The following is a 13,556-nucleotide window of genomic DNA, read 5'->3' as shown; positions in this document are numbered from 1 at the left end:
TGAAGAACTCTCCCAGAATCTCACCCGCTGCGCTGATTGAGGCTTCCGGCGACGCAGAGTTTCCCACCCTCTGCCGAACCGGGCACTCGAGATTGCCAATCCAGGAAACGTTGTCCGCCCCGTCGATCTGCAGAACGAGCCACTGATGCAGGCCCATCAGCGGGCCGCCAGCCTGTGCAGTATTGAATCCGTCGATGAATGCACAGACCCGCCCTAGATCGGCGTCCACTACATACATACCCGGCCGCTTGCACATAGCCGACACCCATTCCTCGAGTGGTGTCGACACACATTCAGTTTGTGAGGGAGGCATATGCTCCTTGCCCAACGACGCCGAAGCGCCAGAATGAACCCCTTCAGTCGCGCGTTACCGCGTTGACTCCATTGTATCGTTAGATCGCTGCGCCCTCGCACGAATGTCCAGCGCCTTCTGTGCTTCGTCCAGTTCGCGGAAGAATACTCCGGGCACTACAGGCTCGAAGGATCCCCCTTTCAGTATAAGGAGCATGGTTCTGGAGGGCTCTCGATGAGCTTCTCTGATCTGTCCCAAGCTGAAATGCATCATCGGATCGAGCGGTACCCGAATAGTATCGGGCACTGCCTTGGCGCGCGAGAAAAAGACCTTGTCGACCTTGATGATCAAGCGGATTTTCGTTTGACGACCCGGCCCGGTCATTGCCGTTTCGTCGCTTATCTCTTTTCCGTCCGCACCGACCATATCGACGCCGATCACATGACCAGCCAGGATGTGATCGCTGTCGCTCGCAAGCTGCTCCAAAGTCGCTTGTAACGGCAGGGTGGCGAATGCGGCGATCGAGCACAGGCCAATGAACAGGGCTACAGCGTATCTCATGTGTCATGCCGCCCACGTTTGCGCATCTGATTTTCAACCTCGAGCAGTCCGCCCGCCACCAGTCCGGCCGAGGACGAGATCTGATTCGGTCGCAACTTCGACAAATGGACGCACAAGGACTGAAGCTCTGGCAGGCTCGCCCCGAGAAACCGAATGGGCCTCTGCTTCTCGAATTTCATTACCGCTCCCCATCCAGAGCCGATCTCCACCGCCCGCAAATCATCGAGCGACCGAGCTGACAGGATTACGCGACCAAGAAAAACGTGTTTGACAGAGCTGGCGTCAACTCGAATCGCGAACGCGCATGTTGGAACGATCGCGACGAGTGGAATCGACGCGATTCCCAAGCTGTAAATGATCGATGACATCAGCCGCGACGGCAGGTCTGCATGGATTCGGTCGAGCGACACGAAAAGTACGAACAGAGCAAGCCAGAGGATTCCGGCGAAATAAAAGGCGCCGCGAATGGATGAGAACGAGTTGCCAAAGGTTCTCACGAGCACCCCAGGAGCCGGCGGCGTGTTAGGGAGAATATGTGATGACACCGCCCACCCGGATTGTCGCGTCCTAAATACCCTGCGGATTGTCATGACTGCGTCGCTCATCGTTACAGGCACTGCCTCACCTATTCGCGAAGCTAGAGCACCTGAGATCATGACCACAGCGGCCAAGTACATCAACAGAATGAGGACTCCGAGAGGATCCGCAACGCAGTCATAGCAGTCGAAGCAGAAGTAGTTCTCACCAATGACCTTCTCTGGTTCTGGCAAATAGACAGGGTAAGCTGAAGATAGTCCGCAGTACCCCCAACCGCCGGGATCGTATGCAGGTGATGGCGCGAAGATGAGCCCCGCTGCGCCGAATACTATGCCGCCCAATGCCGTCTTACGATGAAAGCAGCCGCGATAGCGGCCGCACCCCCAATGAGGAGGCTGGCAGTCCCATTCATGCCGGCCACTGCCATTGGATACGAGGTTCCGAGCAGACTATAGGCGGCGCCCAACCAAAACCAATGCATCGGCAGTCTTACTCGCCTTTGCTTCGTCAGGTCCAAAAGCACGTTGATGAGAACGGACGGGATCGCTACAAACGCGCTGAACATCGGTATCCCAAAATACGCCATCTGTGGGCCCATGTTTGGCCACGTCGCAGGATCGTCCATATCTATTCGCGCCAAGGCGATCTGCACGCCAATGAATACGAAAAATGACAGGCCGGCACAGATTCCGAGCAGCATCATCGAGTAGTAAGACTTGGCATACATATGTTCTTCCGTCGGCTATCCCATTCAGTTGGAGCGCACGTTTTCGCGCGCATTCGGTTGCGACGGCTTGATCTGCTCATCTTGCAATCGCCAGGTGAATTTGAATTCGCCTGTACAGGGCTTCGGTATCGGAGAGAAGCGCCAGGTCTTCACAACAGGAACCACGTTCATTTCCAGAAATCCTTTGAAGTGGCCAGGCTTGTACACTGACGCATTGCGCCCCACGAGGTCGTACACTGAGTGAATAACTCGTGCATCTGAAACGGTTCCGTCTCGACTCACCACGAGCTCTACAGTGACTGTGCCCGCCACAAACACATGCATGTACGACGAACCTTTGACATACGGCTCCGCCTGTTGCGACGAGGGATAGTCTGGCGCTGGCCTGTGAATCGGCTTCAGCGTCTGCTGACATGCCGACACCTCGGCGTGCGCCGCTGCGCTTGTACATGCAAGCAGAGCAAGAACGGCGCGTGCGATTTTCATGTGGAACGCACTGGTTTCACCACGTCGGCTCCAATGTTCTTTTAGAGGCTTCACGTTTGCCCGCCGTCGCGAGCATGGCCTTGTTGGGCAATGCATGCTGGACACAGCGCCTTATGCTCATCTCCGGGAGTGGGCCGCCAACCTTGCTCATAGGCAAGCTCTGCTGTTCGGTAGTACGCCAGATCGGAGTACGGCTTCACTTCTCCGAACTCAGGCGAAGAAGCGTTACAACGCGCGCAGAAGAATATGCCGCAAAAAATGAAAGAGATCTCGTAGAGATCTGCCACTTCGGGTCGCGCACTTCTCACGCGGGATTCATCCGCCAAGCAGTACAGTCAACGTGAAGGAAAAGAATGCGATGGCGAGCCAGGTTGCAACGTAAACCCAAAATGGCTTGCGTCGTTGCAGCTTTCGATTCAGCTCCGGGAAGAGATCTCCCGATTTCAGCGAGCCGTCCACATACGCCTGGCCTGCGATCTGCCTTCGACCGATCTGTATGGAGATGCGAATGGCATGACCGGCGGCGTTGAACTCGCGACTGCCGGAAGGCATCAAGCTCCAGTGCTTGAACACTAGGCTGTCACCGACATAGTACCGTTCGGCCCCCAACCACGAGAACTCCATCCGAAGCTCATGGACGTCGCCCTCACCGAAGCGAAACGAGGCAGTCGTCATCGTGAAACCTTCGTCATAACGGCACAGGTGTCATAGTCGAATCGGAACGCCAGCTTGTCTCCAACCGTGCCTGGCATCAGGGTCAACATGCAGATCGTCAGGACGCCATCGCGCCAGGAGTACTTCCCGTTGGGGTGCTTGCCGTCTTTGACTTCCTGAAATGCAACATAGTTCGGCTCGAGCTCATATTTGATCGGGCCACGCTTACGGGCTTGGAACCTGCCGTCGGCTGCCCTCTTGTCGACAGAGTTCACCCATCCGGATTCGGGCAAAAGCGCAAGCTCTCGAATCACGTCAAGGGTCAGTGTCGCCGGTCCCGTTTCGCCGATATATTTGTCTATGAACACGGGCTCCGGTTCAGTGGTGGTCGCACAGCCGCTCACGCCGGCCAGCGTCATTAAGATCGCGTGTCGTTTCATGTATTTCTTGTTCCGCGGTCAGCCTGAGCCATGCGGCTTTGTCGAGTCGCTTTCGTCTGGCATGTTCTCAGGGTTGTAAACGAGCGTTACCTGAGATTGCGGAACAGGAGGAATCGGTGAGGGCTCGTCGGGATCGAAAGGCGGGCCACTGGCGGACTCCAATGAGGTCGCACCAAAGCAGAAGAATGCTGTGACAGTGAGAACGACCGCAGCTCCTCCGAAGACAGCTCGGAGCGAACCCTCGAATAGGACTGCCACAATGGCGGCGCAAATCCCTGCCAACGCCGCTGCCGAAGCGAGAAGCCACGCCCGTCTTGGCACACGGTGTGTGGATTTCAGAGTCGATTCCTTTGGGCTCTTCACTCATGTCCGTACGGCAGGATCCTTGGAGACAGTCTAACGCCGCCGTTAATCCGGAGCACGCGTCTTCGCGCGTCGCTGCGTTGTCAGGCGCGCCTGTTCACCCGAACGTCTTGCGCTCCGCCGCTCTTTCGAATCAAAGCCTCGATGCACGCGGACACCGCATCGTTATCCGCAAGTTTATTTCGGCCAAAGATCTTGTCGGTCAATGACCGTTTCCGATGAATCTGGATTATCCATTCTCTCGGCGCCGGCTGATCAAGGTCCGAGCTCGCACCGATAAGACATGAACTCTCCCGGTCTTTTACATAAACGTACCAACCCCAGTCCTCGGGCTCCGGCGCCGTAACCTCATATCCGGCGTCGCGAAGCTGCTCCCGAAGCCAGTTGAGGATGCCTTCACCGGCAATGGGATTGATCGGATTCGGCGCCTCCGCCACCGGATCGAACTCGGAGCTCGTGAATGTAATGAGATGAGTCATATACGCCTAACGTAGCATGCTCACACGCTCCGCATGCGCGCCGATATAACTGCACCGAGCCATGCCGCCCACGCCGGAACGGCGAACTTTGCGTAGAAAAACAACACATCCAGCGGGTTCGACGCTGTAGTGCTGTGACGGAAGAGCAGCAAGCTCAGCACCCCATACGCCACTCCGAACCAAGCCGCGAATCGGGCGGAATTTTTCGTCTCTACCAGACGCACCAACACGAAGCCCGCCGGCACAAACACCGCAACAAAGAATAGAGCTTCAACCAGTTCCGCGACCCCAGGAAACCAAGCGCGACCGGAAACGAAAGAATTATCCCAGGATGCGGAAAGAAAGTTCTCTACTACCAACGTGACGAACAGTAGTCCGACTACATGCACGAGATCCGTCTTCTTCATGGCTCGATCTCAACGTCGCGGTCAATACCAACGATCTTTGCAGGAGTGCCAGTACATCAGTCGCCAACGGCTCATGAGCGCAACTGGCGCCAGAGTAGGGCCGCCCCGATAACCAGCAACAGTGGGGCGCTGAGTTGGACAGCGATGCGTGCACGAGCGGGATACCACCTTCTTGACTAAACCTTCGCCACCCAGCACACAGCCGATTCCGGAAAAAGCAAAGGCATATCCGGTGCTCATCGCCATCGTGAAACGGCGAGGCGACAGATCCCCCGGCTGAACTGGGACGTCCGACTCGAGCAGGGCATAGCCGAAGCCTCCGAGAAGCGCCAACCAGGCTGCTATCGAGAAGACGAGGCCCAATATGACCGAGGTCTTCGGGCTTATCATGAACGTATCTCCGCCCGTTCGCGCGCCACATAACGTCCGCGCTCAGGCGAATCCGATTCGCGCGTCGCCTGCAGCGCGTTGTTGGGCCGGTTCAAGGCCAATTGCCCACATAGATGTAGTAATGGAATTCTTGCTCTGATTTCGGATCGACAAACACGTAGTGATCACACGCTGCAAACTCACCCGGACGCTGTAGGCCGCACTCGACGAGGCTCCGGACCCGATACTCAAAGTCTTTCGGCACATTCTTCGATAGCCAGTACTTCTGGAGGCCCACCCTGTGTTGTCGATCTGCCTCGGTTAGCTTCCGCCCCGGTACGGAAATGACGATCGGTGACTCCGATGTTGCATCGGCAGCAGAGAAGATAAACGTTGGACTGGTTCCGTCCTGGCTTCGTACTTCGAAGGACTCATAGCGTTTGCTTACCGCCTCGCCGGCGACGACCGCTCCCGCAAGCACGAGCAGAATCAATCCGAAGAGCGGTGTGTTCATGACCTGGCGACGCGAATGTTTCATAACGGGAGCCATTTTCTTTTCCAGAAAACCATTGTGCACGCGAGCAGAGCAAGAACGACCCCGCGTGTTTTCATGTGGAACGCCCGCGTTGGTTTCACTGCGTCGGCCCTATTGTGTTAGAGGTGTTCGTCCGCCGTCGCATACACGGTCATCTCCAGACCCAGCCTCAGCTTCGAACAAAGCGCCATTAGCCCTGCCGGGAAGTGGGTGGCCTGAGCAGCCGGGCCAGAACCATCGACTGGAAACCACCAAGCGAAATCCAGATAGCGCTCCTCCACAGACGGATGGGACAGAATCGCCTCAAGATGCACGGCGTTCTTCGTCAAGTACGCTGTCGCATCTTCAGCCTGCTGGCGCACACGATCGCCGTCCGCCTCGCTTACAACTATAGCGAAGCCACCTCGCTCATTTATTTGCTGCGAGGCTGGGCCAGTAGGCCGCCTCGGCTCTCCCTTGCGCCAGATGCGATGAATTGCGAGCGGACATCCAACGAGCAGATCCGTCGGTTCCATGTCGGTACCACTGACTCGAAGTACGCAACTCATAGTGCTAAGAGATCGCGTGTCGTTTCATGTGTTCCCTGAAATTCCAACACCGCGTGCAGGCGCGTGTTAGCTCTCTCCACGTGGATAGCCAATCTCGCTTGCCTCTGAATAAGTAGAATCCAACACAGCGTCCGGATTGTGCGAGCTTTCGATAGGCCGCCCGCCCAGCTCCTCGACCTGTCTCACGCTCTCTCCAACACGGAAATCTCTTTCAAGACTGCCTTGCGATTTTTCAGGTCCAGCAAGAAGTGAGGAAGCCTGCTTGCCAGCGATGAATTTCTATTCGGTTCTCGGACACGGATAGTCGCTTGCACGTAATTTCGTATGAACGACAGATGCGCTGCGTTATATGCCCAGAACACGCTCCCCTTCACTACGCCGACAAACCACAGCGGATATCCGAAATATGGATCGCAAGGCGTAGAAGCCCAGCTACGCGACCAAGAGATCGGCTCCCGCATTTCCGTGTTGCAGCCGGGGCACCTCAGGCGAGCCTCATGAGTGTGAGGCGAGCCGAAGTACTTTCTCTGGAGCCACCGTCCACAATATCGGCATCGGCGTTTCGCGATGCCTATAGCGGGACCTTTGTAGCTCCGGCGATCCCAAGATGCGCTGTACCCGCAAGAAGTGCACGAGAGTTTTGCACTATTGGCGCGGTAGCCATTGCCATCGGCGAACACATACGCGCGGCGCTGACATCTCGGGCAGCGGACGGCTACCTCCTGCTGAAACTTAGCGTCGTACGTGCCGTTGTCGTGAAACCTAATCATCTGACTTCTAGTTGTGAAGCCATGCCACCGCCAAGGCGGGTGCATCGGGTCATATGGATGGAATCGGTTGGCGGGATCCTCCAGCTGGAACGCGCACTGTTAATTCCAGCGGCTCCGATCGATCCGACCACAAGCAGACCACAAACCCAGAAAGCTTGTGGTCCCGACAAAACGAGCCAAGACGCAAGCGCAGGCACGATCAAGGACAGAGGCGAGAGCAACCCGATCGCAAGTCTGAGCGCCGCTCCGCACCTCGCTTCGCTAGCGTGATCTGAACTGGTTCCGTTATCGATCTTGCTTCGCGGCACTGAGTTTTTTGATGAGCGACTGGACCATGAGGAGATCGGTTAACGTATCTCCCATCTCCTCATCGTCTTGCTCCAACAGGGCCTTCTCGTACCTTCTCAGTGCGATGAGGGTATACGTGATTTCCTTCTCGCTCAGTTCGATCGCTTTCATGACTTGTTCCATCAGTGAGTGGCGCCGTAAAACTCTTTACCTTTCTTGCTGAAAGGAATCAACGCTACAAGACTAAGGAACGACTTGATGGCCATGGGTCTGGTGATCGTGAGCGTGCAGTGGCCGGGAGGCTTACCATCGTATACCAGTGACAATCCGCTCGGCAGTGGGTGGCCCTGGTCTATGCCCCACCAATGGACCTCTTTTCGCTTGTACTTGTCGAGTTTTTTCCACGATGCCGCGTCCATGACGACCATACCTTCGGGAATCATGCGCTCCAGGAACAACGAGATACCCTGACCGGGCTTGAGGCCTATCTCCAGCTCCTCTTCCGGAATACGTCCTTCCTTGTCATCGACACCGATGTCGATCCAGCGCAGGTAATCGACGTTTGGCTTTCCCGATGCGCCTGAGCGAAATACTTCTCGCTCGAGCTCTACATCCACCGCCCAAAGCACCGTTCCAGGTACCGGAAATTTAGCTTCGCTTCCCATGCATCACTCTCCGTGAACTCTCACTCTTGGTATGAGCCGCCCGAATCCGGTAGTCCGCACGGGGCGTACTTCCGGATGCCACAAACGTGCGGTGTAACCCCGTCCGATCTGTTCGCGACTTAGGGTTCAATATTGGGCAGTTCGCCCAGGAGTTCTTATGTCGACTGATTCACAGAACCGGAAGTCGCCTCGGGCTGTGAAGCGTAAATGTAGCGGCGTCGGCTCTTATGTCACCTGACCGGTGAGACGACGGCGGCCGCGATGGGGGCAGCGGTACTTCCACCAGCATCGTCGGCGGGAGCCTCCTCACTGGAGGCTCCGCTAGCTGGGGTGGACGCGCCGTCGGGCTGAACCGCGAGCAGGGTGCCGTTCTCATGCAGGATGGCTTCTTCGGTGCGGCGATTCATCACGATGATACTGATGCGTCGGTTCACCGGACTGTCGGGCACGGCGCTGTCGAGTAGTACGCTGGACGCCAGGCCGACGACGCGGCCGACTTTGGTTTCGGGTAAGCCGCCGACGATCAAAGCGCGGCGAGCGGCGTTGGCGCGGTCGGCGGAGAGTTCCCAGTTGCTGTAGTTGTTGGCGACGTAAGGTTTGATATCGGTGTGACCGCTGATGCTGATGCGGTTGGGCACCGTCTTGATGATGTCGGCCAGCTCGTAAAGGATCTTGGCCGTGAACTCTTCCAACCGCGAGCTGCCGAGAGGAAACATCGAGCGGCGCTCGTGATCGATGATCTGAATGCGCACACCCTCGGGAGTGATGTCCAGCAGGATCTGATCTTTGAACTTGGCCAGCGCCTCGCGCGCGTCGATGGCCTCCTTCAACTGATTCATCAGTGCAGCCAGCCGCTCACGATCGATTTCTTCCGCACGCTTCTCGGCGTCGTCGTCATCGTCATCCATCGCGGGCGGAGCGTCTTGAGTATCGCTGGCCGTGTGCAGCTCCATGCCGCCGCCGACCTGAATCATGCTCGTGCTTGCGCCACCTGGACCTTGCACGGACGTCGGCGAGGGCGCGGTGCTGGTGCCCGGCACTGCGGACGGATTGTTGAAATATTCGGAGATCGCGCCTTTCTGTTCCTCGGTGGTGGAGCCCATCAGCCACAGGAGCAGAAAGAACGCCATCATCGCCGTCGCGAAGTCGGCGAACGCGACTTTCCACGAGCCGCCATGATGACCATGGCCGCGCTTCTTGACCTTCTTGATGATGATCGGCGCGACAGCCTCGCCGTCCGCACCTTTACCGCGTGCCATGGCGTACCCCGATCAGGCCTTCTTGCCGCGCAGCTGCGCTTCGAGATCTTTGAAGCTCGGGCGCAGATCCGCCGGCGTCGACTTACGGCCGAACTCGATCGCGATCTGCGGCGGATGACCCTGCAGGAATCCCATGATGCAAGTCTTGATGGCCGTGTAGAACGCCGTCTCGTCGCGCGCGCGGCGCTCCATGGCTTTGCTCATCGGGCCGAGCAGACCGTACGCGAGCAGAATGCCGAGGAACGTGCCGACCAGCGCGGCGGCAACCTTGATGCCGATTTCTTCGGGCGGGCCGCCAAGCGAGCCCATGGTGTTCACGATACCGAGCACCGCCGCGACGATGCCGAAGCCGGGCATGGCATCGGAGATGTTGTTCAACGCGTGAGCTGGCTCTTCGCCGCTGTGATGATGCGTCTCGATCTCCAGGTCCATCAGCGCTTCGAGCTGATGCTGGTCCATGTCGCCGCTGATGATCAGGCGCAGGTAGTCCTGAATGAATTCGACGGCGTGACGATCGGCCAGAATCAGCGGCCGCTTCTTGAACAGCTCGCTCTTCTCCGGCTCCTCGATGACGCGCTCCAGGCCCATCATGCCTTCCTTGCGCGCGATCGACAGCAGCTCGTACATGACCGAGAACAGCGCGAGGTAATGATCCTTCTTGTACGGCGAGCCTTTGAGCAGGGCGGGAATGCCGGCCGCCACTCTCTTGGTGACGCTGAACGGATTGGCGATGATCAGCGCGCCGACGGCGGCGCCGCCGATGATGAGCAGTTCGGACGGTTGCCACAGCGCGCCGAGCTGGCCGCCATGGACGGCGAAGCCGCCGAGCACGCAGCCGAACACCACCACGATGCCGAGGATCAGATTCATTGCTTTTCCGGGACCAACAGGCGAGCCGCGGTTCAAGGACCGCACACAGCCTGATTCGGCATAATCCCGGTGGGCTTGAGCCGCGACGGCCCTGGCAAACCCGCTGATTGTGCTTAGGTGTTTGCCTGAGCCGGGTGTTTAATCAGCTGCGCACAGGCACTTAGCCCGTGCAACGAGGCTACATGAGCGATTCACGCAAACAGATTCGTCGGCTGGGGCGACGTTCCTGGCTCGGCATCGGCGCCTGCCTGATGGCGGCCGTGGTGTGGGCGCAGTCCTTGACTGTCATCGAACTGAAGCATCGGCGCGCCGAGGAGATCATTCCCGTGCTCCAACCGCTGCTCGAACAGGGCGGCGCGCTGACCGGGCAGGACTACAAGTTGTTCGTCCGCGCTAGCAGCGCCAACCTCGCGCAGCTTCGCTCCGCGGTGGAGCAATTGGACAGGCAACAGCGACAAATGTTGGTCTCCGTACGCCGGAGCACCGCGCAGGACATTCAGCGCGAACAGGCGTCTGCGTCGGGCACGCTGCGCACCGGCGACGGGAGTATTTCAGTCAACGAACGGCCGCGTTCCGGATCGGGCGTCACGGTGCGCGCCGGCGAGCGCACTCTGCAGACACAGAACTCCAGTGTGTCCAGCGTGTCGGTGCTCGAAGGCAACTCAGCATTCATTGCTACGGGTACGAGCGTGCCGATTGTGACCGCTGTCGCAGTCGGCGGCGGGCGGCGGCCCTTCGTCGCGGGCGCGATCGAACATCGCGATCTACAACGCGGCTTCACGGTCACGCCGCGTGTCGCCGGCGATCAGGTGATTCTGGATATCTCACAACAGGACGAGCGCGTCTCCGGCGGCGGCATCCAATCGCAATCGTTGAATACGCAAGTGATGGGTCGCCTGGGCACTTGGATCCAACTGGGCAGCGTCAGCGAGTCTTCGTCCCGCACCGATCGCGGCATTCTGAGTCGCAACTACAGCACCGGCGCCAACGAACTGGCGATCTGGGTGAAGGTGGATCCGCAGTAAGTTCTAGGTGGAAGAGAGTCGCTTGACGTGCACCGGCAGCACGCATCGCACGAGCAGGCCGGGGCGGTTGTCGAGGAGCTCGATGGTGGCTCGGTGCAAGCGCATGACGGCGGCGACCAGGCTCAGGCCGAGGCCGCTGCCGACTTGATCGCGGTCGCGTTCGAGGCGAACGAAGGGTTGCAGGATGCGAGTGCGGTCGGCTTCGGGAATGCCGGGGCCATTGTCACCGACCGTCAGCGTGACCGAATCGCCTGTGGTGCGCACGCCGGCTTCCACCTTGCCGCCGTCGGGCACGTACTTGATGGCGTTCTCCAGCAGATTGACCACCGCCTGCGCGAGCAATTGTCGATTGCCGTGTAACGTGGCTGTCGTGTCGCCGCGATAGTCGAGGCTGATGTTTCTGTTGCCGGCTTCGGGTTGATACAACTCCACCAGTTCGCGGGCGAGCGCGGCGACATCGACGTCTTCGGTGGGAACGTCGCGGCCGCGGCCGTCGGTCTGCGCGATTTGTAACAACGTTCCCAACGTCCGTTGCACGCGATCGAGCTCGGCGAGCGTGGCTTCCATCGTCTCGCGAACATTGTCGGCGAGCCCCTCGTGTTGCAACGACTCCTCGATGCGCACGCGAGCGCGGTACAGAGGGCCGCGCAAATCATGAGCCGCGCTATCGAAGGTCGTACGGAGCATCTCTGTTTGCTGCTCGATGGTCTCGAGCATGCGGTTCACGGCGGCAGCGAGAGCATCGAACTCGTCGTGCGCGGGCTCGACAGGCAAACGTCGGGACAGATCGCCGCCGATGATGGACTCACACGTGGCCGCGACGGCACGAACGCGACGGCGAATGCGCCGGCTGTAGCTCAAGCCGAACAACGTAGCTAAGAGCACACTCGCGCCAACACCCCAGAACATGGCCGTACGCAATCGCGAGGCGAGTCGGCTGCGATCCAGGATGTCCGTGCCGACGAGCAGCCAGCGGTTGCCTGGCAAGCGAATGATCTGTGCGCGCACCGGGTGCGACACCGCGCCGCCGGCTTCGCTCGCGTCGATCTCGAACTCGACCCAATCGTTATACCGACTGACGACCTGCGGCCAGCGCGCGAGGTTGCCGGCGATCGGGAAGCCATTATTCTCGACCAGCAGATACACCGCGCCGGACCGGCCCCAACCGTCGGCGCGACGATGCAAGGTCGCGACCAGCTGCAGCAGCCCGCCGCGCGAATAGTCGTCGACCAGATTGTTGACCTCGGAGTTGATGACCGCGTCGACTTCCTGGTCGAGCACGCGCGCCGTCAGGATATAAACGGCGGTGAGCACCAGCGTGACGCCGACGGCGAAGATCACGATGAACAGCATGGCGAGCCGCGACGTGGACAGTCGCATGCGCGGTCGCGGGCGCGTCTTCGGCCCGGCGGCATCCGGACGGCCGGAGTCGGTCATGCGTTCGCTGCTCTGAATTGACGTAGAGATGGCGGCCATTCTACTCAGGAACCCGCGTCCCGGCCGCCCGGGTCGCTATTCCTTCAGGACATACCCCGCGCCGCGCACGGTGTGGATCAGCGGACGGGAGAACCCTTTGTCGACGGCATTGCGCAGGCGGCTCATATGCACGTCCGTGATATTGGTCTGCGGATCGAAGTGCAGGTTCCACACGCCTTCGAGCAGCATGGTGCGGGTGACCACCTGGCCGGGCCGCCGCATCAGGAACTCCAGCAGCTGAAATTCCTTGGTGGTGAGATCGATGTTCTGGCCGGCGCGCGTCACTTTCCGGGCCAGCAGGTCCAGTTCCAGATCGGCCACCTTGAGGCGGCTCGATTCGGCCAGCGCCGAGCCGCGACGGCTCAGCGCTTCGATGCGCGCGAGCAGCTCGGCAAAAGCAAAGGGCTTGGTGAGGTAATCGTCACCACCGGCTTTCAAACCATGCACGCGATCGTCGACCGTGCCGAGCGCCGACAGGATCAGCACGGGAGTGCGATCGTTGCGCTCGCGCAGAGTGGTGATGATGGTGAGCCCGTCGACATGCGGCAGCTGCCGGTCGGCGATGATCACGTCGTAATGACGTTGCGTGGCTTTATCCAGACCGTCACGCCCGTCCGGGCTGTGATCGACGCTGTAACCGCTGTCGCGCAGGCTTTTGATGAGGTATTCGGCGGCCTGCAGATCGTCTTCGATGAGCAGTAGTTTCATGCAATCCAGGTGCGCAGAACTGACCGGCGATGGCGAGGAGGGGGAAGACCGAGGAGAAGTGTCCGCCATCGCCAGTCAGCATTCAAACGTCAGCTAA

15 protein-coding genes are annotated in these 13,556 nt (G+C 59.2%); 1 reads left to right on the top strand and 14 read right to left on the bottom strand.

Annotation, left to right across the window (positions count from 1 at the left end; all coding sequences use genetic code 11):
- Nucleotides 1-367: 367 nt before the first annotated feature.
- The 12 genes from VGD45_RS16910 to motA all read right to left on the bottom strand — a co-directional run bounded on the left by VGD45_RS16910 (nt 368) and on the right by motA (nt 10,250).
- Entirely contained in the window at nt 368-853 is a 486-nt protein-coding gene (locus tag VGD45_RS16910) for a hypothetical protein (protein WP_331156504.1), read from the bottom strand.
- A complete protein-coding gene (locus tag VGD45_RS16905) occupies nt 850-1,350 on the bottom strand; it encodes a hypothetical protein (protein ID WP_331156503.1) in 501 nt (166 codons plus the stop codon). The genes VGD45_RS16910 and VGD45_RS16905 overlap by 4 nt, the downstream gene beginning before the upstream one ends.
- A 368-nt stretch (nt 1,351-1,718) precedes the next feature.
- Nucleotides 1,719-2,117 carry a hypothetical protein gene (locus VGD45_RS16900; protein WP_331156502.1) on the bottom strand — a complete coding sequence of 133 codons (399 nt, stop codon included), beginning with the start codon at nt 2,115-2,117 and terminating at the stop codon, nt 1,719-1,721.
- Nucleotides 2,118-2,141: 24 nt separating this feature from the next.
- Nucleotides 2,142-2,603, bottom strand: a complete 462-nt coding sequence (locus VGD45_RS16895) for a hypothetical protein (RefSeq protein WP_331156501.1) — start codon at nt 2,601-2,603, stop codon at nt 2,142-2,144.
- A 315-nt stretch (nt 2,604-2,918) separates the two neighbouring features.
- A complete protein-coding gene (locus tag VGD45_RS16890; RefSeq protein WP_331156500.1) occupies nt 2,919-3,278 on the bottom strand; it encodes a hypothetical protein in 360 nt (119 codons plus the stop codon).
- Nucleotides 3,275-3,697: a hypothetical protein gene (locus tag VGD45_RS16885; protein WP_331156499.1), complete on the bottom strand. Its 423-nt coding sequence runs from the start codon at nt 3,695-3,697 to the stop codon at nt 3,275-3,277. The genes VGD45_RS16890 and VGD45_RS16885 overlap by 4 nt, the downstream gene beginning before the upstream one ends.
- Nucleotides 3,698-4,559: 862 nt before the next feature.
- On the bottom strand, nt 4,560-4,946 hold the full coding sequence (locus VGD45_RS16880) for a hypothetical protein (protein ID WP_331156498.1): 387 nt from the start codon (nt 4,944-4,946) through the stop codon (nt 4,560-4,562).
- Between the two features lie 481 nt (nt 4,947-5,427).
- Nucleotides 5,428-5,853 carry a hypothetical protein gene (locus VGD45_RS16875; RefSeq protein ID WP_331156497.1) on the bottom strand — a complete coding sequence of 142 codons (426 nt, stop codon included), beginning with the start codon at nt 5,851-5,853 and terminating at the stop codon, nt 5,428-5,430.
- Between the two features lie 1,600 nt (nt 5,854-7,453).
- On the bottom strand, nt 7,454-7,627 hold the full coding sequence (locus VGD45_RS16870) for a hypothetical protein (protein WP_331156496.1): 174 nt from the start codon (nt 7,625-7,627) through the stop codon (nt 7,454-7,456).
- A gap of 11 nt (nt 7,628-7,638) precedes the next feature.
- Entirely contained in the window at nt 7,639-8,121 is a 483-nt protein-coding gene (locus VGD45_RS16865) for a hypothetical protein (protein ID WP_331156495.1), read from the bottom strand.
- A gap of 230 nt (nt 8,122-8,351) precedes the next feature.
- Entirely contained in the window at nt 8,352-9,380 is a 1,029-nt protein-coding gene (gene motB, locus VGD45_RS16860; protein ID WP_331156494.1) for a flagellar motor protein MotB, read from the bottom strand.
- A gap of 12 nt (nt 9,381-9,392) precedes the next feature.
- Complete coding sequence (gene motA, locus VGD45_RS16855) at nt 9,393-10,250, bottom strand: flagellar motor stator protein MotA (protein ID WP_331156493.1); 858 nt, start codon at nt 10,248-10,250, stop codon at nt 9,393-9,395.
- Between the two features lie 182 nt (nt 10,251-10,432).
- Here motA and VGD45_RS16850 point away from each other — a divergent pair, with 182 nt between their 5' ends.
- A complete protein-coding gene (locus VGD45_RS16850; RefSeq protein ID WP_331156492.1) occupies nt 10,433-11,275 on the top strand; it encodes a secretin N-terminal domain-containing protein in 843 nt (280 codons plus the stop codon).
- 3 nt (nt 11,276-11,278) lie between these two features.
- Here the strand turns inward: VGD45_RS16850 and VGD45_RS16845 are convergent, their stop codons facing one another.
- Both VGD45_RS16845 and VGD45_RS16840 read right to left on the bottom strand, forming a co-directional pair.
- Nucleotides 11,279-12,712 (bottom strand): HAMP domain-containing sensor histidine kinase, encoded by a 1,434-nt coding sequence (locus VGD45_RS16845; RefSeq protein WP_331156491.1) that lies wholly within the window; start codon nt 12,710-12,712, stop codon nt 11,279-11,281.
- A gap of 75 nt (nt 12,713-12,787) precedes the next feature.
- A complete protein-coding gene (locus VGD45_RS16840) occupies nt 12,788-13,459 on the bottom strand; it encodes a response regulator transcription factor (RefSeq protein WP_331156490.1) in 672 nt (223 codons plus the stop codon).
- Nucleotides 13,460-13,556: the final 97 nt, after the last annotated feature.

The organism is Steroidobacter sp., assembly GCF_036402275.1.
Lineage (GTDB): Bacteria > Pseudomonadota > Gammaproteobacteria > Steroidobacterales > Steroidobacteraceae > Steroidobacter.
The sequence above is the reverse complement of the archived record's forward strand: the minus strand, read 5'-3'. Positions and strand labels throughout refer to the sequence as shown.

Bases quoted from the DNA above. Each gene is read 5' to 3' on its own strand.
- VGD45_RS16910 (WP_331156504.1), bottom strand. From the start codon at position 853: ATGAGATACGCTGTAGCCCTGTTCATTGGCCTGTGCTCGATCGCCGCA.
- VGD45_RS16900 (WP_331156502.1), bottom strand. From the start codon at position 2,117: ATGTATGCCAAGTCTTACTACTCGATGATGCTGCTCGGAATCTGTGCC.
- VGD45_RS16895 (WP_331156501.1), bottom strand. From the start codon at position 2,603: ATGAAAATCGCACGCGCCGTTCTTGCTCTGCTTGCATGTACAAGCGCA.
- VGD45_RS16890 (WP_331156500.1), bottom strand. From the start codon at position 3,278: ATGACGACTGCCTCGTTTCGCTTCGGTGAGGGCGACGTCCATGAGCTT.
- VGD45_RS16885 (WP_331156499.1), bottom strand. From the start codon at position 3,697: ATGAAACGACACGCGATCTTAATGACGCTGGCCGGCGTGAGCGGCTGT.
- VGD45_RS16880 (WP_331156498.1), bottom strand. From the start codon at position 4,946: ATGAAGAAGACGGATCTCGTGCATGTAGTCGGACTACTGTTCGTCACG.
- VGD45_RS16875 (WP_331156497.1), bottom strand. From the start codon at position 5,853: ATGAAACATTCGCGTCGCCAGGTCATGAACACACCGCTCTTCGGATTG.
- VGD45_RS16870 (WP_331156496.1), bottom strand. From the start codon at position 7,627: ATGAAAGCGATCGAACTGAGCGAGAAGGAAATCACGTATACCCTCATC.
- VGD45_RS16865 (WP_331156495.1), bottom strand. From the start codon at position 8,121: ATGGGAAGCGAAGCTAAATTTCCGGTACCTGGAACGGTGCTTTGGGCG.
- motB (WP_331156494.1), bottom strand. From the start codon at position 9,380: ATGGCACGCGGTAAAGGTGCGGACGGCGAGGCTGTCGCGCCGATCATC.
- motA (WP_331156493.1), bottom strand. From the start codon at position 10,250: ATGAATCTGATCCTCGGCATCGTGGTGGTGTTCGGCTGCGTGCTCGGC.
- VGD45_RS16850 (WP_331156492.1), top strand. From the start codon at position 10,433: ATGAGCGATTCACGCAAACAGATTCGTCGGCTGGGGCGACGTTCCTGG.
- VGD45_RS16845 (WP_331156491.1), bottom strand. From the start codon at position 12,712: ATGACCGACTCCGGCCGTCCGGATGCCGCCGGGCCGAAGACGCGCCCG.
- VGD45_RS16840 (WP_331156490.1), bottom strand. From the start codon at position 13,459: ATGAAACTACTGCTCATCGAAGACGATCTGCAGGCCGCCGAATACCTC.